Raw genomic sequence first — 16,471 nt, forward strand, 5'->3', positions numbered from 1 at the left:
TACAATTCACGACCTTGAGGAGATGACGGTTGGAAGCCCTGGCGGACCGCGATTACTTCAGCGACCATGTGATCCTGAAGGACCCCTATGCCTATTTCGAGGCGATCCGCGCGAAGGGGCCGATCTATCGGATTCCCGGCAGCGGGCTGGTGGTGGTGACCGGCTATGAGGAGATTCTCGAGGTCATCAACAACACAAGGGATTTTTCGTCGGTGCTTGCACCGCAGGGCCCCGCCGCGCCTTTGCCCTTCACGCCCGAAGGCAGTGACATCACCCCCCAGATCGAGGCGCACCGGACCGAGTTCATCGGTGGCGACCTGTTGGTGTCGCTTGACGACCGGCCGCACAGCCTGTCGCGCCAGTTGCTCAATCGCCTCTTCACGCCTTCGCGGCTAAAGGCGAACGAGGCCTTCATCACTGACTATGCCGACCAGCTCGTCAGGGATGCGGTGGCGAAGGGCGGTACCGAGCTCATCAAGGAGATCGCGACGCCGTTCGTGACCCTGGTGGTCGCCGATCTGCTCGGCGTTCCCGCTGACGACCGGCAATTGTTCATGGACGCGATCGATGCCGGCCCGCCGCCGGGGAGCCTCGACGCCAATGATCTCATCGCGCAGAATCAGCCGTTGGTGATCATGGGCACCTATTTCGCCGGCTATGTCGCTGATCGCCGCGAGACTCCGCGCGACGATATTCTCTCCGAACTCTCGAATGCGACCTATTCGGACGGCACCACGCCAGAGATGCTCGAGATCGTCCGCCTTGCGACCTTCCTGTTCGGCGCCGGGCAGGACACGAGCGCCAAGCTGCTCGGCAATGCGATGCGCTTCATCGTCGATCAGCCGGGCCTTCAGCAGCGGCTGCGCGCTGACCCGGTGCTGATCCCGGCGATGCTCGAGGAGGTGTTGCGGCTCGAGGGATCGACCAAGATGACTGCTCGCATCGCGCGCAAGGATACGCGGATCGGCGATCTCGAAGTCCCGGCCGGCACCAGGGTGATGCTGGCGCTGGCAGCGGCGAACCGCGATCCGCGGCGGTGGAGCGACCCCGAGGCGTTTCTGCTCGATCGCCCGAAGATCAAGGAGCATCTCGCCTTTGGCCGCGGTGCCCATGTCTGTGTCGGCGCGCCGCTCGCCCGGGTCGAGGTGCGCGTCATCATCGAGAAATTCCTCGAACATACCGAGTCGATCGATCTGGTCGAGGAGAAGCATGGTCCGCCCGACGACCGGAGCCTCGATTACGAGGCGAGCTTCATCATTCGCGGTCTCTCCGCCATGCATCTGAAGCTCACGCCCGCGCCTGACTTCGTCGGCGCGGCGACAAAGCCGGACGCGAAGGAAAAGCGCGGGCTGTTCGGTTTCCTGAAGAAGCGCGAAGCTGGCCCGGCCAGCCCCACCCAATATTCGACGCTTGAAACGAAGATCGGCGTGCTGCTCGCCGACCCTGCCGCCAAGGCAGTGATCGACAGGCATTTCCCCGGGGTAAGCGCCGATCCCCGGATCGGCATGGGGAAGGGCATGACGTTTCGCACTGTGCAGAAATTCGCGCCCGACATGTTCACGACCGAGGCGCTCGACGCGGCTGATGTCGAGCTCGCCGGGCTGGCGCCGCAATGAGCGGCGCCCCTGTCGTCGTCGTGACCGGCGGTGCATCGGGTATCGGGCTCGGCATCAGCAAGCTCTTCGCGGCCAATGGTCACCCGGTCGCAATGCTCGATCTGCAGGAAGAAGCGATCGAGCGTGAAGGGGAAGCGCTCCGGGCAACCGGCGCGACGGTCCTTTCGCTGCGGGTCGATATCGCGAAGCGCGACGAGATCGACAGCGCTTATGCTGCGGTTCGCCGCGAGCTGGGCCCGATCGGCTGTGTCATCGCCAATGCCGGTATCTCGTCGACCGATGACTTCCTGACAATGACGCCCGAGAGCTGGCAGCGAATGATCGACGTCAACCTGACGGGCACTTTCCACAGCATCCAGGCGGCCCTTCCCGATATGGTGGAACAAAAATGGGGACGGATCGTCACCATCTCGTCGCAGGCGGCGCAATCGGGCGCGCCTGACCGTGCGCATTATGCGGCGTCGAAGGGCGGGGTGATCGGGTTGACGCGGTCGCTCGCCCGGGAACTCGCGCGCCACGGGATCACGGTCAACACCATCCCGCCCTCGCTGGTCGATACGCCGCTGGCGCGCGAAGGCGAGCGGACCGGGCAGGTCCCGCCGCTCGAGGTCATCGCGCAGCATATCCCGATCGCACGGCCGGGCACGCCCGCGGACATCGCAGCGGCATGTGCGTTCCTGTGCTCGGACGGAGCGAGCTACATCACCGGGCAGGAGATCAACGTCAACGGCGGCAGCTGGATGTAGCGGCCGGCGGCTTCGGCTGCCCTAGCTCGTCGGCCGGGTCGCGATCAGGCCGATCGAGGTGAAGGTCATCACCACGACATCGTCCTGGTTGAGCACTTTCATCCGGCTGCGGAAGCTGCCCATTTCGGGCCGGCTCTGCGAGGGGCGCTTGTCGATCACCTCGGTCTCGCAGCGCAGCACATCGCCGGGATAGACCGGTTTCAGCCAGCGCAATTCGTCGATGCCCGGCGAGCCGAGCCCGGCCTGGCGGCTGGTTTCGAGGTTGGCGACGACCATCGACATCGTCATCGCGCAGGTATGCCAGCCGCTCGCCGAGAGCCGCCCGAAATGAGTTGCCGCCGCCGCTTCGTCCGAGAGGTGGAAGGGCTGCGGGTCGTATTTCGAGGCGAAGGCGATCACCTCCTCGCGGGTGACCTCATAATGGCCGAAGCTCGACTTCGCACCGACCTCGATATCTTCGAAATAGCGCACTGCACCTCCTAACGGCGAACGAGAATGTCGTGGAACGGCGCGTCGGTGCCGTCGATATCAGTGGCGGGCGGCAGGCCGATCAGGTCGCGCAGCAGCGGGTAGATGTCGACATTGTCGAACTTCGGCGGCGCCGCGGCGCCGGCACGAAAGGCCGGGCCGTTGAGCAGGAGCATCGCGGCCATGTCGGGGTCGTCCGGATCATAGCCATGGTCGCCCTTGTTGGTCGGCAGGACGGGCATGATCTCGCCGCCCGCTTGTGCGACGCAGATAAGGGCGGAAACGCGTGCATTCTTCCCATAATGATAGCGCTCCGGCACGTCGGCCTTGCGCCAGCAGGTCGCGAAGGGGTGCGGGGCGAGCAGGGCGGCCTCGACCTGTGCTTCGTGGCCCGGGGTCGGATCGATGCCGGCGAACGGGCCCCATTGGGCGAAGCGGTAGCTGTCGGCCGGCAGGATCGAGGGCAGCAGCAGGGTGCGCTCGGGCCGTATCTCGGTCATGCCGTGATCCGAGACGATGACGAGATTGGCCGGCTGGCCGAGACCCTTCAGGCCGGTGACGAGGTCGCCGATCCACCCGTCGGTCCGCCGGATCGCGTCGACGATCTCGGGGCCTTCGATGCCCTTTTTGTGACCGGTCTTGTCGACGATATCGAGATAGAGGACGGCAAATTTCGGGCGGATCGCCGCCGGGCGCCGCATCCAGTCGATTATTGTGCGGACCCGGTTTTCGCCGGGATAATTGCCGTCATAATGCGCCCAGTCAGTCGGCCGGACTCCGTCATGCTCGATTTCGAGGCCAGGCCAGAACATCACGCCGGTCTGGATGTGCTGCTTTTCGGCGGTGATCCACAAGGGCTCGGCCGCGTCCCACCAGAAGCTGTCATATTGAGTCGCCTCGGTGTTGCCGAATTTCAGACCGGGCCGGCGCGGATCGTACATCACGCCGGCGACGATGCCGCTGCGATCGGGCCTGAGCCCGGTGATCATCGCCTCGTGATTGGGGAAGGTGAGGGAGGGGAAGCTGGGGCGCATCATGCCCTGCACGCCGCCGGCCGCGAGCGAGTCGAGATTGGGCGTGTTGCCCTTGTGGAGATAATCGGGCCGGAAGGCGTCGATGGAAACGAGGATCGTGACCGGTGCCCGCGCCTCCGCCACGGCCTGAGTCGCGGGCGCGGCCTGCCGGGCGGCGGTGCCGGCCGGGAGCGCAAAGGCGGCGAGAAGGGCGATCCAGCCCCTGACGCCCGACAACCGCATTCGCTCGCTCATCGTGTCACTCCGCCCCGGCGCCACCTGCCCGAGGGATTCGCGCGACCGGCTAATGCCCGAGCGAAAGCCTCGCGAACAGCGTATAACTGCCAGGCGGACTGCCCCGATGCGCATCACATCAACTGAGCCGCACGCCTATACGTTGAAGCGGAACAGCATCACATCGCCGTCCTGGACGACATAGTCCTTGCCTTCCGATCGCAGCTTGCCTGCGTCGCGAGCGCCCGCCTCGCCCTTCAGCGCGACATAATCGTCGAAGGCGATCGTCTCGGCGCGGATGAAGCCGCGTTCGAAATCGGTGTGGATCTCGCCTGCCGCCTGCGGTGCCTTCGCGCCGACATGGACTGTCCAGGCGCGTGCCTCCTTTGGCCCGACGGTGAAGAAGGTCAGGAGGTGGAGCAGCTTGTAGCCGGCGGTGATCACCCGGGCGAGGCCGGTTTCCTCGAGCCCGAGCTCGGCGAGGAACTCGCCACGTTCCTCGGGTGCCATGGTCGCGATCTCGGCCTCGATCGCGGCCGACACGACCACTGCCTCGGCGCCTTCGGCCTTCGCCTTTTCGAACACCCGCGCCGACAGCGCATTGCCGTGCGCTGCATCGCCCTCGTCGACATTGCAGACATAGAGGACGGGCTTCGAGGTGAGCAGCTGCGCCTGGGCGAAGACCCGCGCTTCCTCCTCGTCCTTGGGTTTGGTCAGCCGCGCCGGCTTGCCCTCGCGGAGCAGCTCGAGCGCCTGGCCGAGCACCGAGGCGGCGAGCTTCGCTTCCTTGTCGCCCTGCGCCGCCTTCTTGGCGTAATTGGGAACGCGCTTCTCGAGGCTCTCCAGGTCGGAGAGCATCAATTCGGTCTCGACCGTCTCGGCGTCGGCGATCGGATCGACCTTGCCCTCGACATGGGTGACATCGCCATTCTCGAAACAGCGCAGGACATGGACGATCGCATCGACCTCGCGGATGTTGCCGAGGAACTGGTTGCCGAGACCTTCGCCCTTGGAGGCGCCGCGCACCAGGCCCGCGATGTCGACAAAGCCGAGCTGGGTCTCGATGATCTTGCCCGAGCCGGCGATCGCGGCGAGCTGGTCGAGCCGCTTGTCGGGTACCGCGACATTGCCGACATTGGGCTCGATCGTGCAGAACGGATAGTTCGCCGCCTGCGCGGCGGCGGTCTCGGTCAGCGCGTTGAACAAGGTCGACTTGCCGACATTGGGCAAGCCCACGATACCACAGCGAAAACCCATCATACTCCCTTCGAAACGCTGCGCCGCAGGGCGCTCGCGCGTCCGTTAGAACGCGACGCGCCCGATTGCCAGCGCGGCGAGTCTCCGATCGACCCGATCGTCAGTCTCGTGCCCGGCCCAAAATCACCAGCGATAATTGAAGCTGACGCTGATCCGCTCCTCCTTCGCTGCATTGGGCATGACTTCGTGGCGCAGCCAGCTCTCCCAGAGCAGTACGCTGCCCGCCACCGGCTCCGCATAGACGAAGCTGCGCAGATCCTCGGGGGCGTCGTCGCGCCGGGTCGGGGCGGCCATCATCATGGCGAGGCGCGGATCCTCGAACTTGAGCGCCCCCGAGCCTGGCGGCACCGCGACATAGACGGTGCCCGACACCACGCTGTGCGGATGGATATGCCCGGAATGGGTGCCGCCCGGCTTCAGGATATTCACCCACAGGCTGTCGAGCTTCAATTTCCGCCCGCCGAGATCGAAGGCGCAGTCATCGGCGAAGGCGGCGACATGCTTGCCGAGCCGCCGCACCAGCTCGCCGATCACCGGATCGCGCTGCGGCAGATCGTCGAGCGAGGCGTAGGAGGTATAGCCGCGATAGCCGTGCGCCTTCGACCAGGCGCGCCCGGCGCGATCGTCCTCGGCGAGCGACCGGCAGCCATGATCGAGCTCGGCCACGAAATCGGGATCGTCGAGCGTTCCCTCATAGAGGCGGGTGGCGAACAGGCTGCGTGTCGTCATTTCGTCTCGCCCAATCTCAGCGCCACGTCGCTCATGAAGCGCGCGTCATTGCCCTCGGCCAGCCAGCGCGCCTCGGCAGCGACCGCGCCGAGCAGGTCGGCAAGGCGGTCCATCTCCGCCTTGGCATAATTGCCGAGCACATAGGGGCTGACCTTGTCCTTGTGCCCGGGGTGCCCGATCCCGATCCGCACCCGGCGGAATTCATTGCCGATATGCGCCTCGGTCGAGCGCAGGCCGTTATGCCCCGCCGTGCCGCCGCCGGTCTTCACCTTCACCTTGAAGGGCGCGAGATCGAGCTCGTCATGGAAGACAGTCACGTCGCCGACATCGAGCTTGTAGAAGCGCATCGCCTCGCCGACCGAACGGCCGCTCTCGTTCATGAAGGTTGCCGGCTTGAGCAGCAGGATCTTTTCGCCGCCGATCCGGCCTTCCTGGGTCCAGCCCTGGAACGCCTTCTTGACCGGCCCGAAACCGTGCACCTCGGCGATCGTGTCGACCGCCATGAAGCCGACATTGTGCCGCTGCAGCGCGTACTGCGCGCCGGGATTACCAAGGCCGACCCAGAGTTGCATGGCATCCCTTTAGTGAAAGAAATGGGCCTTTACCCAAAGAAAAGGCGCTTATGTCGATCGCAAGCGCGCGCTGAATAGCAGCGATGTGGCGCCGTCGGGTATAAACAAAATCCTTCCCCGCCAGGGGAAGGTGGCGCCGAAGGCGACGGAAGGGGCGGTAAGCGGCGTCCTGTCGAATTGAGCGGATCGCTTCCCTCCCCCCTCCGTCAGGCTACGCCTGCCACCTCCCCCTGGCGGGGGAGGATCGAAGAGGTCCACCGTCGCGCCAATGAAAAGGGGCAGGGAAGCGCGATGCTTTCCTGCCCCATATCCGTCGCCCCCCGACATTCTCTGTCGCTGGGAGCGGTTCGTCAGGCTCAGCCTTCCGAGGCTTCGCCCTCGGCGGCTTCCTCGGCAGCAGCCTCGGCTTCGACCTCGGCGACATGCTCTTCATGCGCTGCCTCGGCGGCGGCGGCTTCTTCAGCCACCTGCTCGAGCGTCTCGGACTTGAGCGCCGACGGCGCGATCAGCGTCGCGATGGTGAAATCGCGGTCGTCGATCGCCGACTTGGCGCCCTTGGGCAGCTTCACCTGCGAGATGTGGATCGAATCGCCGACATCGGTGCCCTTGAGCGAGATGGTGATCTCGTCGGGGATCTCGGCCGCGTCGCAGATCAGCTCCAGCTCATGGCGCACGACGTTGAGAACGCCGCCGCGCTTGATGCCCTTGGAGAGCTCCTCGTCGGTGAAGACGACCGGCACGTTCACATGCACGGTCGCGTGCTCGGAAATGCGCAGGAAGTCGGCATGGACCGGGCGATCGCTCACGGCGTCGAACGCAACATCCTTGGGCAGGGTGCGCACGGCCTTGCCGTCGACTTCGATCATCACCACTGAATTCATGAAATGACCCGTCATCAGGGCGCGCATCAGCGCCTTTTCCTCGATATGGATCGAGGCGGGGTCTTGCTTGTTGCCGTAGATTACGGCGGGTACGCGGCCTTCACGACGAAGCGAACGGGAGGCTCCCTTGCCAACCTGTCCACGCGTCTCGGCTGCGAGCGTCAGCTGTTCGCTCATTGCAGTCTCCGATATGCTTGGTTCAAAATCCCGGCCAGGCCTCCAGGGATGACCCTGGCCGGAAGCGGCGCGCTATAGGGGAGGGGAGGGCGGAACGCAACCTTGCGTCTTTTCCACCAAGCTATCCGTCACCCCGGACTTGTTGCGGGGTCCATCGTTCCGCAAGAACTTCAGGCGTTATGGATGCGGGGCCATGGACCCCGCAACAAATCCGGGGTGACGAAAAGGAACAGATCGCCCCTAGTATTTCACCCGCCGCGCCGTCAGGTGATGCGCCTTGAGCTGCACCAGCACGCTGTTCTTCCCCGCCAGATGCCCGGCGCCCACCGCCATGAACACCACGCCGGGCTGCTTCATCCGCTGGTCGATCCACTCGGCCCAGTTCTTGTTGCGATCGACCAGCAGCACCTTCTCGATCTCGGGCGACGAGGTGAGGTCGTCGTTCAGCAGCTTGCCGAGCGCATCGGGGTCGCCCTTCGCCCAGTCGTCGACCATCTCGGTCACTGAATGCTCGAGCGTCGGCATTTCATCGACCGTGCTCGAGAGGAAAGCGATCTGCGCCGGCATCGACAGCCCGTCGAAAAAGCCGAGCTGCTGCTGCGCGGTTTCGAGCGCGGTCAGCTTCTTGCCCGCGGCGTTCGAGGCCTTGGTGATGATCTGCTCGGGCCCGTTGCTCAGATCATAGCCGAGCTTCTGCAGCGGGATCAGTTCGAGATTGGTCGCCGCGAACCATGGCTCGAGCGGGTCGAACGCGGTCGCCGGCAGGCCGAGGCTCGCCAGCGCCTTGCCGTACGCGGCGCGCTTGTCCGCGGGCAGGCGTTCGGTCAGCGCCTTGCCGTCATGCGCGAAGCCCTTTTCCTTGACGATCGCCTGCATCGTCTCGGCATCCGGCGTCAGGATCTCGAGCACGACCTGGTCCGACGAATCGAATGCCTTCTTCACTCCGCCGTCGAACCATTTCATCCCCGGCTGAAGCACATGGATGGTGCCGAACAGATAGATGGTCGTGTCGGCGTCCTTGACCACCCACAGCGCCGGGTCGGCATCGCGCACCACCGGCGCCGGGGCATTCTGGGCGCAGGCCGGGGACGTGAGCAGCAGCGCAAGCGGCGCGATCAGCTTGCCGAATTTCTTCATCTGTCGGGATATCCTGTGGAAGCGTTCGGGCGTGCTTATCGGCAATTCCCGCCTCACTCCACCCGCTTCACCGTGATTCCGCGCTGGCGGAGCAGATCGAGCAGGGAAGCCGGCCCGACGAAATGCCCGATCCCCGCCGCGAACAGGGCAGTGCCCGGCGTCTTCAGCCGGCGCGCGAGGCTGTCGGCCCAGGCGCGGTTGCGGTTGGTGAGCAGCGGTGCCGACAGCGCCTCGGTTCCGCTCGAGCCGGCCATATCGATCGTCAGCGCTGACGCGGCGCCGACCTCGCCCTTCGCCCAGGCATGCATCGGCGCCCGCACCTCGGCGCGCGGCCGCTCCGGCGCATCGAGCGCGAGGTCGAGCATCCGGCGCTGCTCCGCCTCCGGGATGGCGCTCACCGTCGCCATCACTGCATCGCCATTCTCGATCGGCACCACCGGCTTGCCGGCCGCCCGAAACTGCGCCTCGAGCCAGTCGTCGGCGCCGGGCCCGGGAATCTCGCCGGCGCGGAAATCATTGACATAACCGATCGCAATCGCGGCGACCCAGGTCTGCATGCCATCGAGCGCGGCCGCCGCCCCGGGCGAAAGCCCGTCAGTGAATCGCTTGAGCGCTGCACGGTGATCCGGCGAAACCCGCGTCGCGAGCGGCGGCAGGGCAGGCGCCGGGCCGTTCACCAGCGAATCGAGGCCGGCTTTCTCGTCAACCGATTCGACGATCAGCATGTCGGCCTGGTCAACGATCCCGTCGATCGCTTCATTCCGCCACTGGAAGCCCGGCGGCAGGATATGGATGGTGCCGAACAGATAGATGGTCGCCTTGCCGCGGCCGATCTTCCAGATCGCCGGATGGGGCCGGTAATTCTGCGAAAGCTGGGCAAGCTTTATCCGGCCCTGGGCTGCCTGGATCTCTTCGGGGCTCGGGATATCGCTCCCGTCGCCATCGAGCGCGAAGTCGTCGGGGGCGATCCGGTCGTCAACCGGCAGCCCGGGATAGGCGATGCGCGGTCCGGCGCGCTGGCCCTCCAGCGTGACGATGGGGGCATCGACAACCACTGCATAGCGGATCCGCGGGGCAGGCGCGGCACCGATGCACAGCAGGGCCGCCAGCCCGACTCCGCAGCGCCACGGTCCAGGGCCGCGCGCCGGCGCCCATGCAGCTCCTGTCCGTGACATATGGTTAACACACCCGAAAGCTTGCTTCCCGTCAATCGCGCGCGGTTGACCCCTTTCGGGCCATGCGCCAAAGCGGCGCCCGTTGTTCTACCGCATCTGCGAAGGGTTTTACCGCGTCGTGACTGAGCCGCTGAGCTTCCAGCGCATGATCCTCAAGCTCCATGATTACTGGAGTGAGCGCGGCTGCCTGATCCTCCAGCCCTATGACATGGAGATGGGCGCCGGCACCTTCCACACCGCGACGACCCTGCGCGCGCTCGGTCCCGAGTCGTGGAACGCAGCCTTCGTCCAGCCGTGCCGTCGCCCGACCGACGGTCGCTACGGCGAGAATCCGAACCGGCTCCAGCATTATTACCAGTATCAGGTCATCCTGAAGCCGAGCCCGCCCGATCTGCAGGAGCTCTATCTGGGGTCGCTGGCGGCGATCGGCATCGATTTCACCCGGCACGATATCCGCTTCGTCGAGGATGACTGGGAATCGCCGACGCTCGGCGCCTGGGGGCTCGGCTGGGAAGTCTGGTGCGACGGCATGGAAGTCACCCAGTTCACCTATTTCCAGCAGATGGGCGGCTTCGACTGCAAGCCGGTCGCCGGCGAGCTGACCTATGGGCTCGAGCGGCTGGCGCTGTATCTGCAGAACAAGGACAGCATCTACGATCTCGCCTTCAACGATGCGCAGGGCAATCGCCCGGCCGTGACCTATGGCGACGTGTTCCTCGAGAATGAGCGGGAGATGTCGACCTGGAATTTCGAGGTCGCCAATACCGAGGCCTTGTTCGACCTGTTCCGCAAGGCGACCGCAGAGTGCGAGAATTGCCTGGAGGCGAAGCTGCCGATCCCAGCCTATGAGCAGGCGATCAAGGCGAGCCATGTGTTCAATCTGCTCCAGGCGCGGGGCGTGATTTCGGTCGCCGAGCGCCAGGCCTATATGGGCCGTGTGCGCGATCTGGCGAAAGGCAGCTGCCAGGCCTGGATGGACAAGAACGGGTGGTCGGCGTGAGCGCGCGGGAGCTCATCTCCCTCTCCCGGCGGGAGAGGGAAGGGGCCCATCGCTTTAGCGATGGGAAGGGTGAGCGCGACCATTGCGCTCCTTCACTCACCCTCACCCTTCCGCAGCTGCGCTGCTCCCTCCCTCTCCCGCTGGGAGAGGGAATTTGACTGACTTCCTCCTGGAACTCCGCTCTGAGGAAATCCCTGCACGCATGCAGGGCAAGGCGCGCGACGATCTCGCCCGCCTGTTCGCCGCCGAGCTCGACAAGGCGGGCCTCCGCGCCGACGCGATCGTCACCTTCGCCACGCCGCGCCGCCTCGCGCTCATTGCCCGCGATCTCCCGCTCGAAACCGAAGCGACGAGCGAAGAACGCAAGGGCCCCCGCGCCGATGCGCCGGCCCAGGCGCTCGAGGGTTTCCTCCGCTCGACCGGCCTCGCGCGCGACCAGCTCGAGGAACGCGAGGACGGCAAGGGCAACAAGGTGCTGTTCGCCGTCACCCGGAAGCCCGGCCGCGCCGCCGCCGACGTGCTCGCCGAGGCGATTCCCGCGATCATCCGCGCCTTCCCCTGGCCCAAATCGATGCGCTGGGGCGAGGCCTCGGCCTCGACCGAGTCCTTGCGCTGGGTGCGTCCCTTGCAGGGCATCGTCGCGTTGCTCGGCAGCGACGTCGTGCCCTTCGAGATCGCCGGCCTCCATTCGGGCTCAGCGACCGTCGGCCATCGCTTCCACCATCCCGGCGTCATCACGATCGGCAGCGCCTCGGACTATGCCGAGAAGCTTCGTGCCTGCCATGTCATTGTCGACCAGGACGAACGCCAGTCGATCATCGCGCTGGGCGCGACCATGGCTGCGTCCAAGGTCGGCCTGACCCTGGTGCGTGATGAAGGTCTGCTGGTCGAGAATGCCGGCCTTACTGAATGGCCGATGCCGCTGCTCGGCCGCTTCGACGAAGCGTTCCTCGACGTGCCGCCCGAGGTGATCCAGCTCACGGCGCGGGTGAACCAGAAATATTTCGTCTGCCAGGATCGCGACGGCAAGCTCGCCAACGCCTTCGTCTGCACCGCCAATATCGACGCGGTCGATGGCGGCGAGAAGATCGTCGAGGGCAACCGCAAGGTGCTCGCGGCGCGGCTGTCGGACGCGAAATTCTTCTGGGAGCAGGATCTCAAGGTTCCGCTCGAGGAGCAGGCCAGGAAGCTCGATCGGATCGTGTTTCACGAGAAGCTCGGCACGGTGGCGGACAAGGTCGACCGCGTCGCCAAGCTCGCGCGCTGGCTGGTCGAGGAAGGGATCGTCACTTCTTCTTCCCCCCTCCCGCGTGCGGGAGGGGCTGGGGGAGGGCCTGTCATTGCTGACGCCGCTCCTTCGGACACGCCCTCCCCTAACCCCTCCCGCAAGCGGGAGGGGGATGATGTCGCGCTCTTGGCAGACATGGCCGAACGCGCCGCACGCCTCGCCAAGGCCGATCTCGTCACCGGCATGGTCGGCGAATTCCCCGAGCTTCAGGGCTTGATGGGCGGCTATTATGCGCGGGCGCAGGGCGAGCCCGACGCGGTCGCCGATGCGGTGCGCGATCATTACAAGCCGGTCGGGCAGGGCGATGATGTGCCGACTGCGCCGGTGACGGTGGCGGTGTCGTTGGCCGACAAGCTCGACAGCCTGTTTCAATTTTACCTGATAAATGAACGCCCCACCGGTTCGAAAGACCCTTTCGCGCTTCGGCGTGCGGCGCTGGGTACGGTAGCGTTGTTGCTGGCCAACAAGTTGCGAGTGCGGTTTGGCTGGTTGTTTGAGTATCTAACCGACCTCGAATCCCTCCAATTTAAAGGCCAAACGGTTGGAGCGTGGCAACAAAAATATAGCGTCAATCAAGATGATCTGCTGCGCGAGTTCGAACGTGGCGACGATTTCGATAACGCCGATTTCGTTAACGCCTTGGCTTTTGGTGTGCACGCAAAGTCCGCGCGGGACGGCGTCCTTCAATTCCTGATCGACCGCCTCAAGGTCCAGCAACGCGAAGCCGGTGTTCGCCACGACCTGATCGACGCGGTGTTCGCGCTCGGGGGTGAAGACGATCTCGTCCGCCTGCTCGCCCGCGTTCATGCGCTTCAGGCGTTCGTCCGCACCGAGGACGGCGCGAACCTGCTTGCCGGATACAAGCGCGCGGCGAATATCCTGAAGAAGGAGGGTTTCGCCCCTCTCCCAGCGGGAGAGGGGCCAGGCGCGGATGCGCCGCGGGGTGAGGGTGACGCGCAGTCGTCGTCGTCACCCTCACCCTCACCCTCCCACTCGACTGCGCCGAGCGGGCCCCTCCCTCTCCCGCTGGGAGAGGGGAAGTTGAGCTACACGCCCGAACCAGCCGAAGCCGCGCTTATCGCCGCGCTCGACAGCGCCGCGCCGCGCGCCGCCTCCGCCGTGGAAGCCGAGGATTTCGAAGCCGCCATGGCGGCGCTCGCCACCCTCCGCGCCCCGATCGACCGTTTCTTCGACGACGTGACCGTCAACGACCCCGACCCCGCGAAACGCGAGGCGCGCCTCGCGCTGCTCGCCCGCGTCCGCGATGCCGTGCACGCCGTCGCGGACTTTTCCAAAATCGAGGGCTGACGCAACGCACGTTCGCCCCGCCAATTGCCTCGCCTCCCCAGCGAAAACCAGGCACACAGAGGACTGACGAATGACGCAGTACGTTTACCGCTTCGGCGGGGGTGTTTCCGATGGCGGCAGGGGCGATCGCAACCTGCTGGGCGGCAAGGGCGCGAACCTTGCCGAAATGGCTTCGATCGGCCTGCCGGTCCCCCCCGGCTTCACCATCTCGACTGAATTCTGCGCCGTCTATTATGACGAAGGCCGCGCTTTCCCGAAAGGGTTGCGCGACGAGGTCGCGACCGGCATCGCTCATATCGAAGGGGTGACCGGCAAGACATTCGGCGATCCGGCCGATCCGCTCCTCGTCTCGGTCCGCTCGGGCGCCCGCGCCTCGATGCCCGGGATGATGGATACAGTCCTCAATCTCGGCCTCAACGACGAGACGGTGCAGGGCCTCGCCGCCACCTCGGGAGACGCCCGCTTCGCCTGGGACAGCTATCGCCGCTTCATCCAGATGTATTCGGATGTCGTGCTCGAGCTCGATCATCGCGGCTTCGAGGATGCGCTCGACATCGCCAAGGAAGATCGCGGCTATTTCCTCGATACCGATCTCACCGCCGAGGACCTCCAGGCTTTGGTCGCCGAATATAAGGGCCTGGTCGAGGCGCAATGGGGCAAGCCCTTTCCGCAGGACGTTCACGACCAGCTCTGGGGCGCGGTCGGCGCCGTGTTCGGCTCCTGGCAGTCCGAGCGGGCCAAGGTCTATCGCCGCCTCAACGACATTCCCGCGAGCTGGGGCACCGCGGTCAATGTCCAGGCAATGGTGTTCGGCAATATGGGCGACACCTCGGCCACCGGCGTCGCGTTCACCCGCGATCCCGCCAAGGGCGACCGGGCCTATTATGGCGAGTTCCTGATCAACGCGCAGGGCGAGGATGTCGTCGCCGGCATCCGCACCCCGCAATATCTGACCAAGGCGTCGCGCGAGGCAGCCGGCGCCAAGCCCGCCTCGATGGAAGAGGCGATGCCGGTGGTGTTCACTGAACTCGCCAAGGTGTTCGACCTGCTCGAAAACCATTATCGCGACATGCAGGACATCGAGTTCACGGTGCAGCAGGGCAAGCTCTGGATGCTCCAGACCCGCTCGGGCAAGCGCACCGCCAAGGCAGCGCTGAAGATCGCCGTCGACATGGCCGAGGAAGGCCTGATCACCCGCGAGGAAGCAGTCGCCCGGGTCGACCCAGCCGCGCTCGACCAGCTGCTCCACCCGACGCTCGACCCCGCGGCCAGGCGCGACGTGCTGACCAAGGGCTTGCCCGCCAGCCCGGGCGCAGCCTCGGGCGCTGCGGTATTCGACAGCGACACCGCGGAGAAGCGCGCGGCCGCGGGCGAGAGCGTCATCCTCATCCGCGTCGAGACCTCGCCTGAGGACATTCACGGCATGCACGCCGCCAGGGGCATCCTCACCGCGCGCGGCGGCATGACCAGCCACGCCGCCGTGGTCGCGCGCGGCATGGGCCGCCCCTGCGTCTCGGGTGCGGGCACGATCTCGATCGACGCCAAGGCGGGGATCATGCGCGTCGCCGGCCGCGAGGTGCGCGAGGGCGATATCGTCACGATCGACGGCTCGACCGGCGAAGTGATGATGGGCGCAGTCCCCACCGTCCAGCCCGAGCTGGCTGGCGATTTCGGCACGCTGATGGTCTGGGCAGACGGGGTCCGCCGCCTCAAGGTCCGCGCCAATGCCGAGACGCCGCTCGATGCCAAGGTCGCGCGCGAATTCGGCGCCGAGGGCATTGGTCTCTGCCGCACCGAGCATATGTTCTTCGACGCGGCCCGCATCACTGCCGTCCGCCAGATGATCCTGGCCGAGGACGAGGCGGGCAGGCGCGTGGCGCTCGAAAAGCTGCTGCCCGAGCAGCGCGCCGATTTCATCCAGCTTTTTGAGGTGATGGCCGGCCTGCCGGTGACGATCCGCCTGCTCGATCCGCCGCTGCACGAATTCCTGCCGCACGAGGAGGCCGAATTCGCTGAGGTGGCGAGCGCCGCCGGTGTCGATATCGACGTGCTCAAGCGCCGCGCGGCCGAGCTTCACGAGTTCAACCCGATGCTCGGCCATCGCGGCTGCCGTCTTGGCGTCACTTATCCCGAAATCTACGAAATGCAGGCCCGCGCCATCTTCGAGGCGGCGATCGCCGTCGCCGAGAAATCGGGCTCGGCGCCGATCCCCGAGGTGATGATCCCGCTCGTCGCCACACGGCGCGAGCTCGAGCTGATGAAGGCGGTGGTCGACAAGGCCGCCCAGGCGGTGTTCGCCGACAAGGGCGCCACGATCGAGTATCTCGTCGGCACGATGATCGAGCTGCCGCGCGCAGCGTTGATGGCCGGCGAGATCGCCGAGGTCGGGGCCTTCTTCTCCTTCGGCACCAACGACCTGACCCAGACGACGCTGGGCGTCAGCCGCGACGACGCCGCGCGCTTCCTGACAACCTATGTCGAGCGCGGCATCTACGCACGGGATCCGTTCGTCAGCCTCGATATCGAGGGCGTCGGCCAGCTCATCGAGATGGCCGCCGAGCGGGGCAGGGCGACCCGCCCCGACATCAAGCTCGGCATCTGCGGCGAGCATGGCGGCGATCCGGCGTCGATCGCGTTCTGCGAGAAGATCGGCCTCGATTACGTCTCGGCCTCCCCCTACCGCGTCCCGATCGCACGGCTGGCCGCGGCGCAGGCGGCGCTGGCGGCGAAAGGCTGATCTCGGATTTGTTCCGGGATCCACCGGGCCGCGTTTTCTACGTCCCGATTGTTCGGAACGCGGCTTAGTGGATGCCGGAACAAGTCCGGCATGACGATTTTGGAAACAGGATTCGTATCTAAAATAGACCTAT

Annotated in this window: 13 protein-coding genes; 5 read left to right on the forward strand and 8 right to left on the reverse strand. The window is 65.8% G+C overall.

The features are described 5' to 3' along the window. Positions 1-29 precede the first annotated feature (29 nt). Both ABD050_RS17550 and ABD050_RS17555 read left to right on the forward strand, forming a co-directional pair. Entirely contained in the window at positions 30-1,616 is a 1,587-nt protein-coding gene (locus ABD050_RS17550; RefSeq protein ID WP_343890783.1) for a cytochrome P450, read from the forward strand. Next, on the forward strand, positions 1,613-2,362 hold the full coding sequence (locus tag ABD050_RS17555) for an SDR family NAD(P)-dependent oxidoreductase (protein ID WP_343890784.1): 750 nt from the start codon (positions 1,613-1,615) through the stop codon (positions 2,360-2,362). The genes ABD050_RS17550 and ABD050_RS17555 overlap by 4 nt, the downstream gene beginning before the upstream one ends. A 21-nt stretch (positions 2,363-2,383) precedes the next feature. Here ABD050_RS17555 and ABD050_RS17560 read toward each other — a convergent pair whose 3' ends face one another. The 8 genes from ABD050_RS17560 to ABD050_RS17595 form a co-directional block, all read right to left on the reverse strand. Beyond that, positions 2,384-2,833: a MaoC family dehydratase gene (locus ABD050_RS17560; RefSeq protein WP_343890785.1), complete on the reverse strand. Its 450-nt coding sequence runs from the start codon at positions 2,831-2,833 to the stop codon at positions 2,384-2,386. Positions 2,834-2,841: 8 nt separating this feature from the next. Then, positions 2,842-4,098, reverse strand: a complete 1,257-nt coding sequence (locus ABD050_RS17565) for an alkaline phosphatase family protein (RefSeq protein ID WP_343890786.1) — start codon at positions 4,096-4,098, stop codon at positions 2,842-2,844. Positions 4,099-4,233: 135 nt separating this feature from the next. Continuing rightward, the gene (gene ychF, locus ABD050_RS17570) at positions 4,234-5,334 is read right to left on the reverse strand and encodes a redox-regulated ATPase YchF (RefSeq protein WP_343890787.1); all 1,101 of its coding nucleotides are present in this window, start codon (positions 5,332-5,334) and stop codon (positions 4,234-4,236) included. A 123-nt stretch (positions 5,335-5,457) separates the two neighbouring features. Next, positions 5,458-6,063: a TIGR02466 family protein gene (locus ABD050_RS17575; RefSeq protein WP_343890788.1), complete on the reverse strand. Its 606-nt coding sequence runs from the start codon at positions 6,061-6,063 to the stop codon at positions 5,458-5,460. Then, a complete protein-coding gene (gene pth / locus ABD050_RS17580) occupies positions 6,060-6,635 on the reverse strand; it encodes an aminoacyl-tRNA hydrolase (RefSeq protein WP_343890789.1) in 576 nt (191 codons plus the stop codon). The genes ABD050_RS17575 and pth overlap by 4 nt, the downstream gene beginning before the upstream one ends. A gap of 356 nt (positions 6,636-6,991) precedes the next feature. Continuing rightward, entirely contained in the window at positions 6,992-7,693 is a 702-nt protein-coding gene (locus ABD050_RS17585) for a 50S ribosomal protein L25/general stress protein Ctc (RefSeq protein ID WP_343890790.1), read from the reverse strand. A gap of 240 nt (positions 7,694-7,933) precedes the next feature. Beyond that, positions 7,934-8,830, reverse strand: a complete 897-nt coding sequence (locus tag ABD050_RS17590) for a TraB/GumN family protein (RefSeq protein WP_343890791.1) — start codon at positions 8,828-8,830, stop codon at positions 7,934-7,936. Between the two features lie 53 nt (positions 8,831-8,883). After that, the gene (locus tag ABD050_RS17595) at positions 8,884-10,005 is read right to left on the reverse strand and encodes a TraB/GumN family protein (protein ID WP_343890792.1); all 1,122 of its coding nucleotides are present in this window, start codon (positions 10,003-10,005) and stop codon (positions 8,884-8,886) included. A gap of 145 nt (positions 10,006-10,150) precedes the next feature. Between ABD050_RS17595 and ABD050_RS17600 the strand changes: the two genes are divergently transcribed. The 3 genes from ABD050_RS17600 to ppdK all read left to right on the forward strand — a co-directional run bounded on the left by ABD050_RS17600 (position 10,151) and on the right by ppdK (position 16,338). Next, positions 10,151-11,005, forward strand: a complete 855-nt coding sequence (locus ABD050_RS17600) for a glycine--tRNA ligase subunit alpha (protein WP_343890895.1) — start codon at positions 10,151-10,153, stop codon at positions 11,003-11,005. A 154-nt stretch (positions 11,006-11,159) separates the two neighbouring features. Continuing rightward, complete coding sequence (glyS, locus tag ABD050_RS17605; protein ID WP_343890793.1) at positions 11,160-13,601, forward strand: glycine--tRNA ligase subunit beta; 2,442 nt, start codon at positions 11,160-11,162, stop codon at positions 13,599-13,601. A 70-nt stretch (positions 13,602-13,671) separates the two neighbouring features. Beyond that, positions 13,672-16,338, forward strand: coding sequence for a pyruvate, phosphate dikinase (gene ppdK, locus ABD050_RS17610; RefSeq protein WP_343890794.1), 2,667 nt, complete (start codon positions 13,672-13,674; stop codon positions 16,336-16,338). Positions 16,339-16,471: the final 133 nt, after the last annotated feature.

This window comes from Sphingomonas oligophenolica (genome assembly GCF_039522915.1).
Classification (GTDB): domain Bacteria; phylum Pseudomonadota; class Alphaproteobacteria; order Sphingomonadales; family Sphingomonadaceae; genus Sphingomonas; species Sphingomonas oligophenolica.

Coding starts and splice junctions, on each gene's coding strand:
- ABD050_RS17555 (WP_343890784.1), top strand. CDS start 1,613: ATGAGCGGCGCCCCTGTCGTCGTCGTGACCGGCGGTGCATCGGGTATC.
- ABD050_RS17565 (WP_343890786.1), bottom strand. CDS start 4,098: ATGAGCGAGCGAATGCGGTTGTCGGGCGTCAGGGGCTGGATCGCCCTT.
- ychF (WP_343890787.1), bottom strand. CDS start 5,334: ATGGGTTTTCGCTGTGGTATCGTGGGCTTGCCCAATGTCGGCAAGTCG.
- ABD050_RS17575 (WP_343890788.1), bottom strand. CDS start 6,063: ATGACGACACGCAGCCTGTTCGCCACCCGCCTCTATGAGGGAACGCTC.
- pth (WP_343890789.1), bottom strand. CDS start 6,635: ATGCAACTCTGGGTCGGCCTTGGTAATCCCGGCGCGCAGTACGCGCTG.
- ABD050_RS17585 (WP_343890790.1), bottom strand. CDS start 7,693: ATGAGCGAACAGCTGACGCTCGCAGCCGAGACGCGTGGACAGGTTGGC.
- ABD050_RS17590 (WP_343890791.1), bottom strand. CDS start 8,830: ATGAAGAAATTCGGCAAGCTGATCGCGCCGCTTGCGCTGCTGCTCACG.
- ABD050_RS17595 (WP_343890792.1), bottom strand. CDS start 10,005: ATGTCACGGACAGGAGCTGCATGGGCGCCGGCGCGCGGCCCTGGACCG.
- ABD050_RS17600 (WP_343890895.1), top strand. CDS start 10,151: ATGATCCTCAAGCTCCATGATTACTGGAGTGAGCGCGGCTGCCTGATC.
- ppdK (WP_343890794.1), top strand. CDS start 13,672: ATGACGCAGTACGTTTACCGCTTCGGCGGGGGTGTTTCCGATGGCGGC.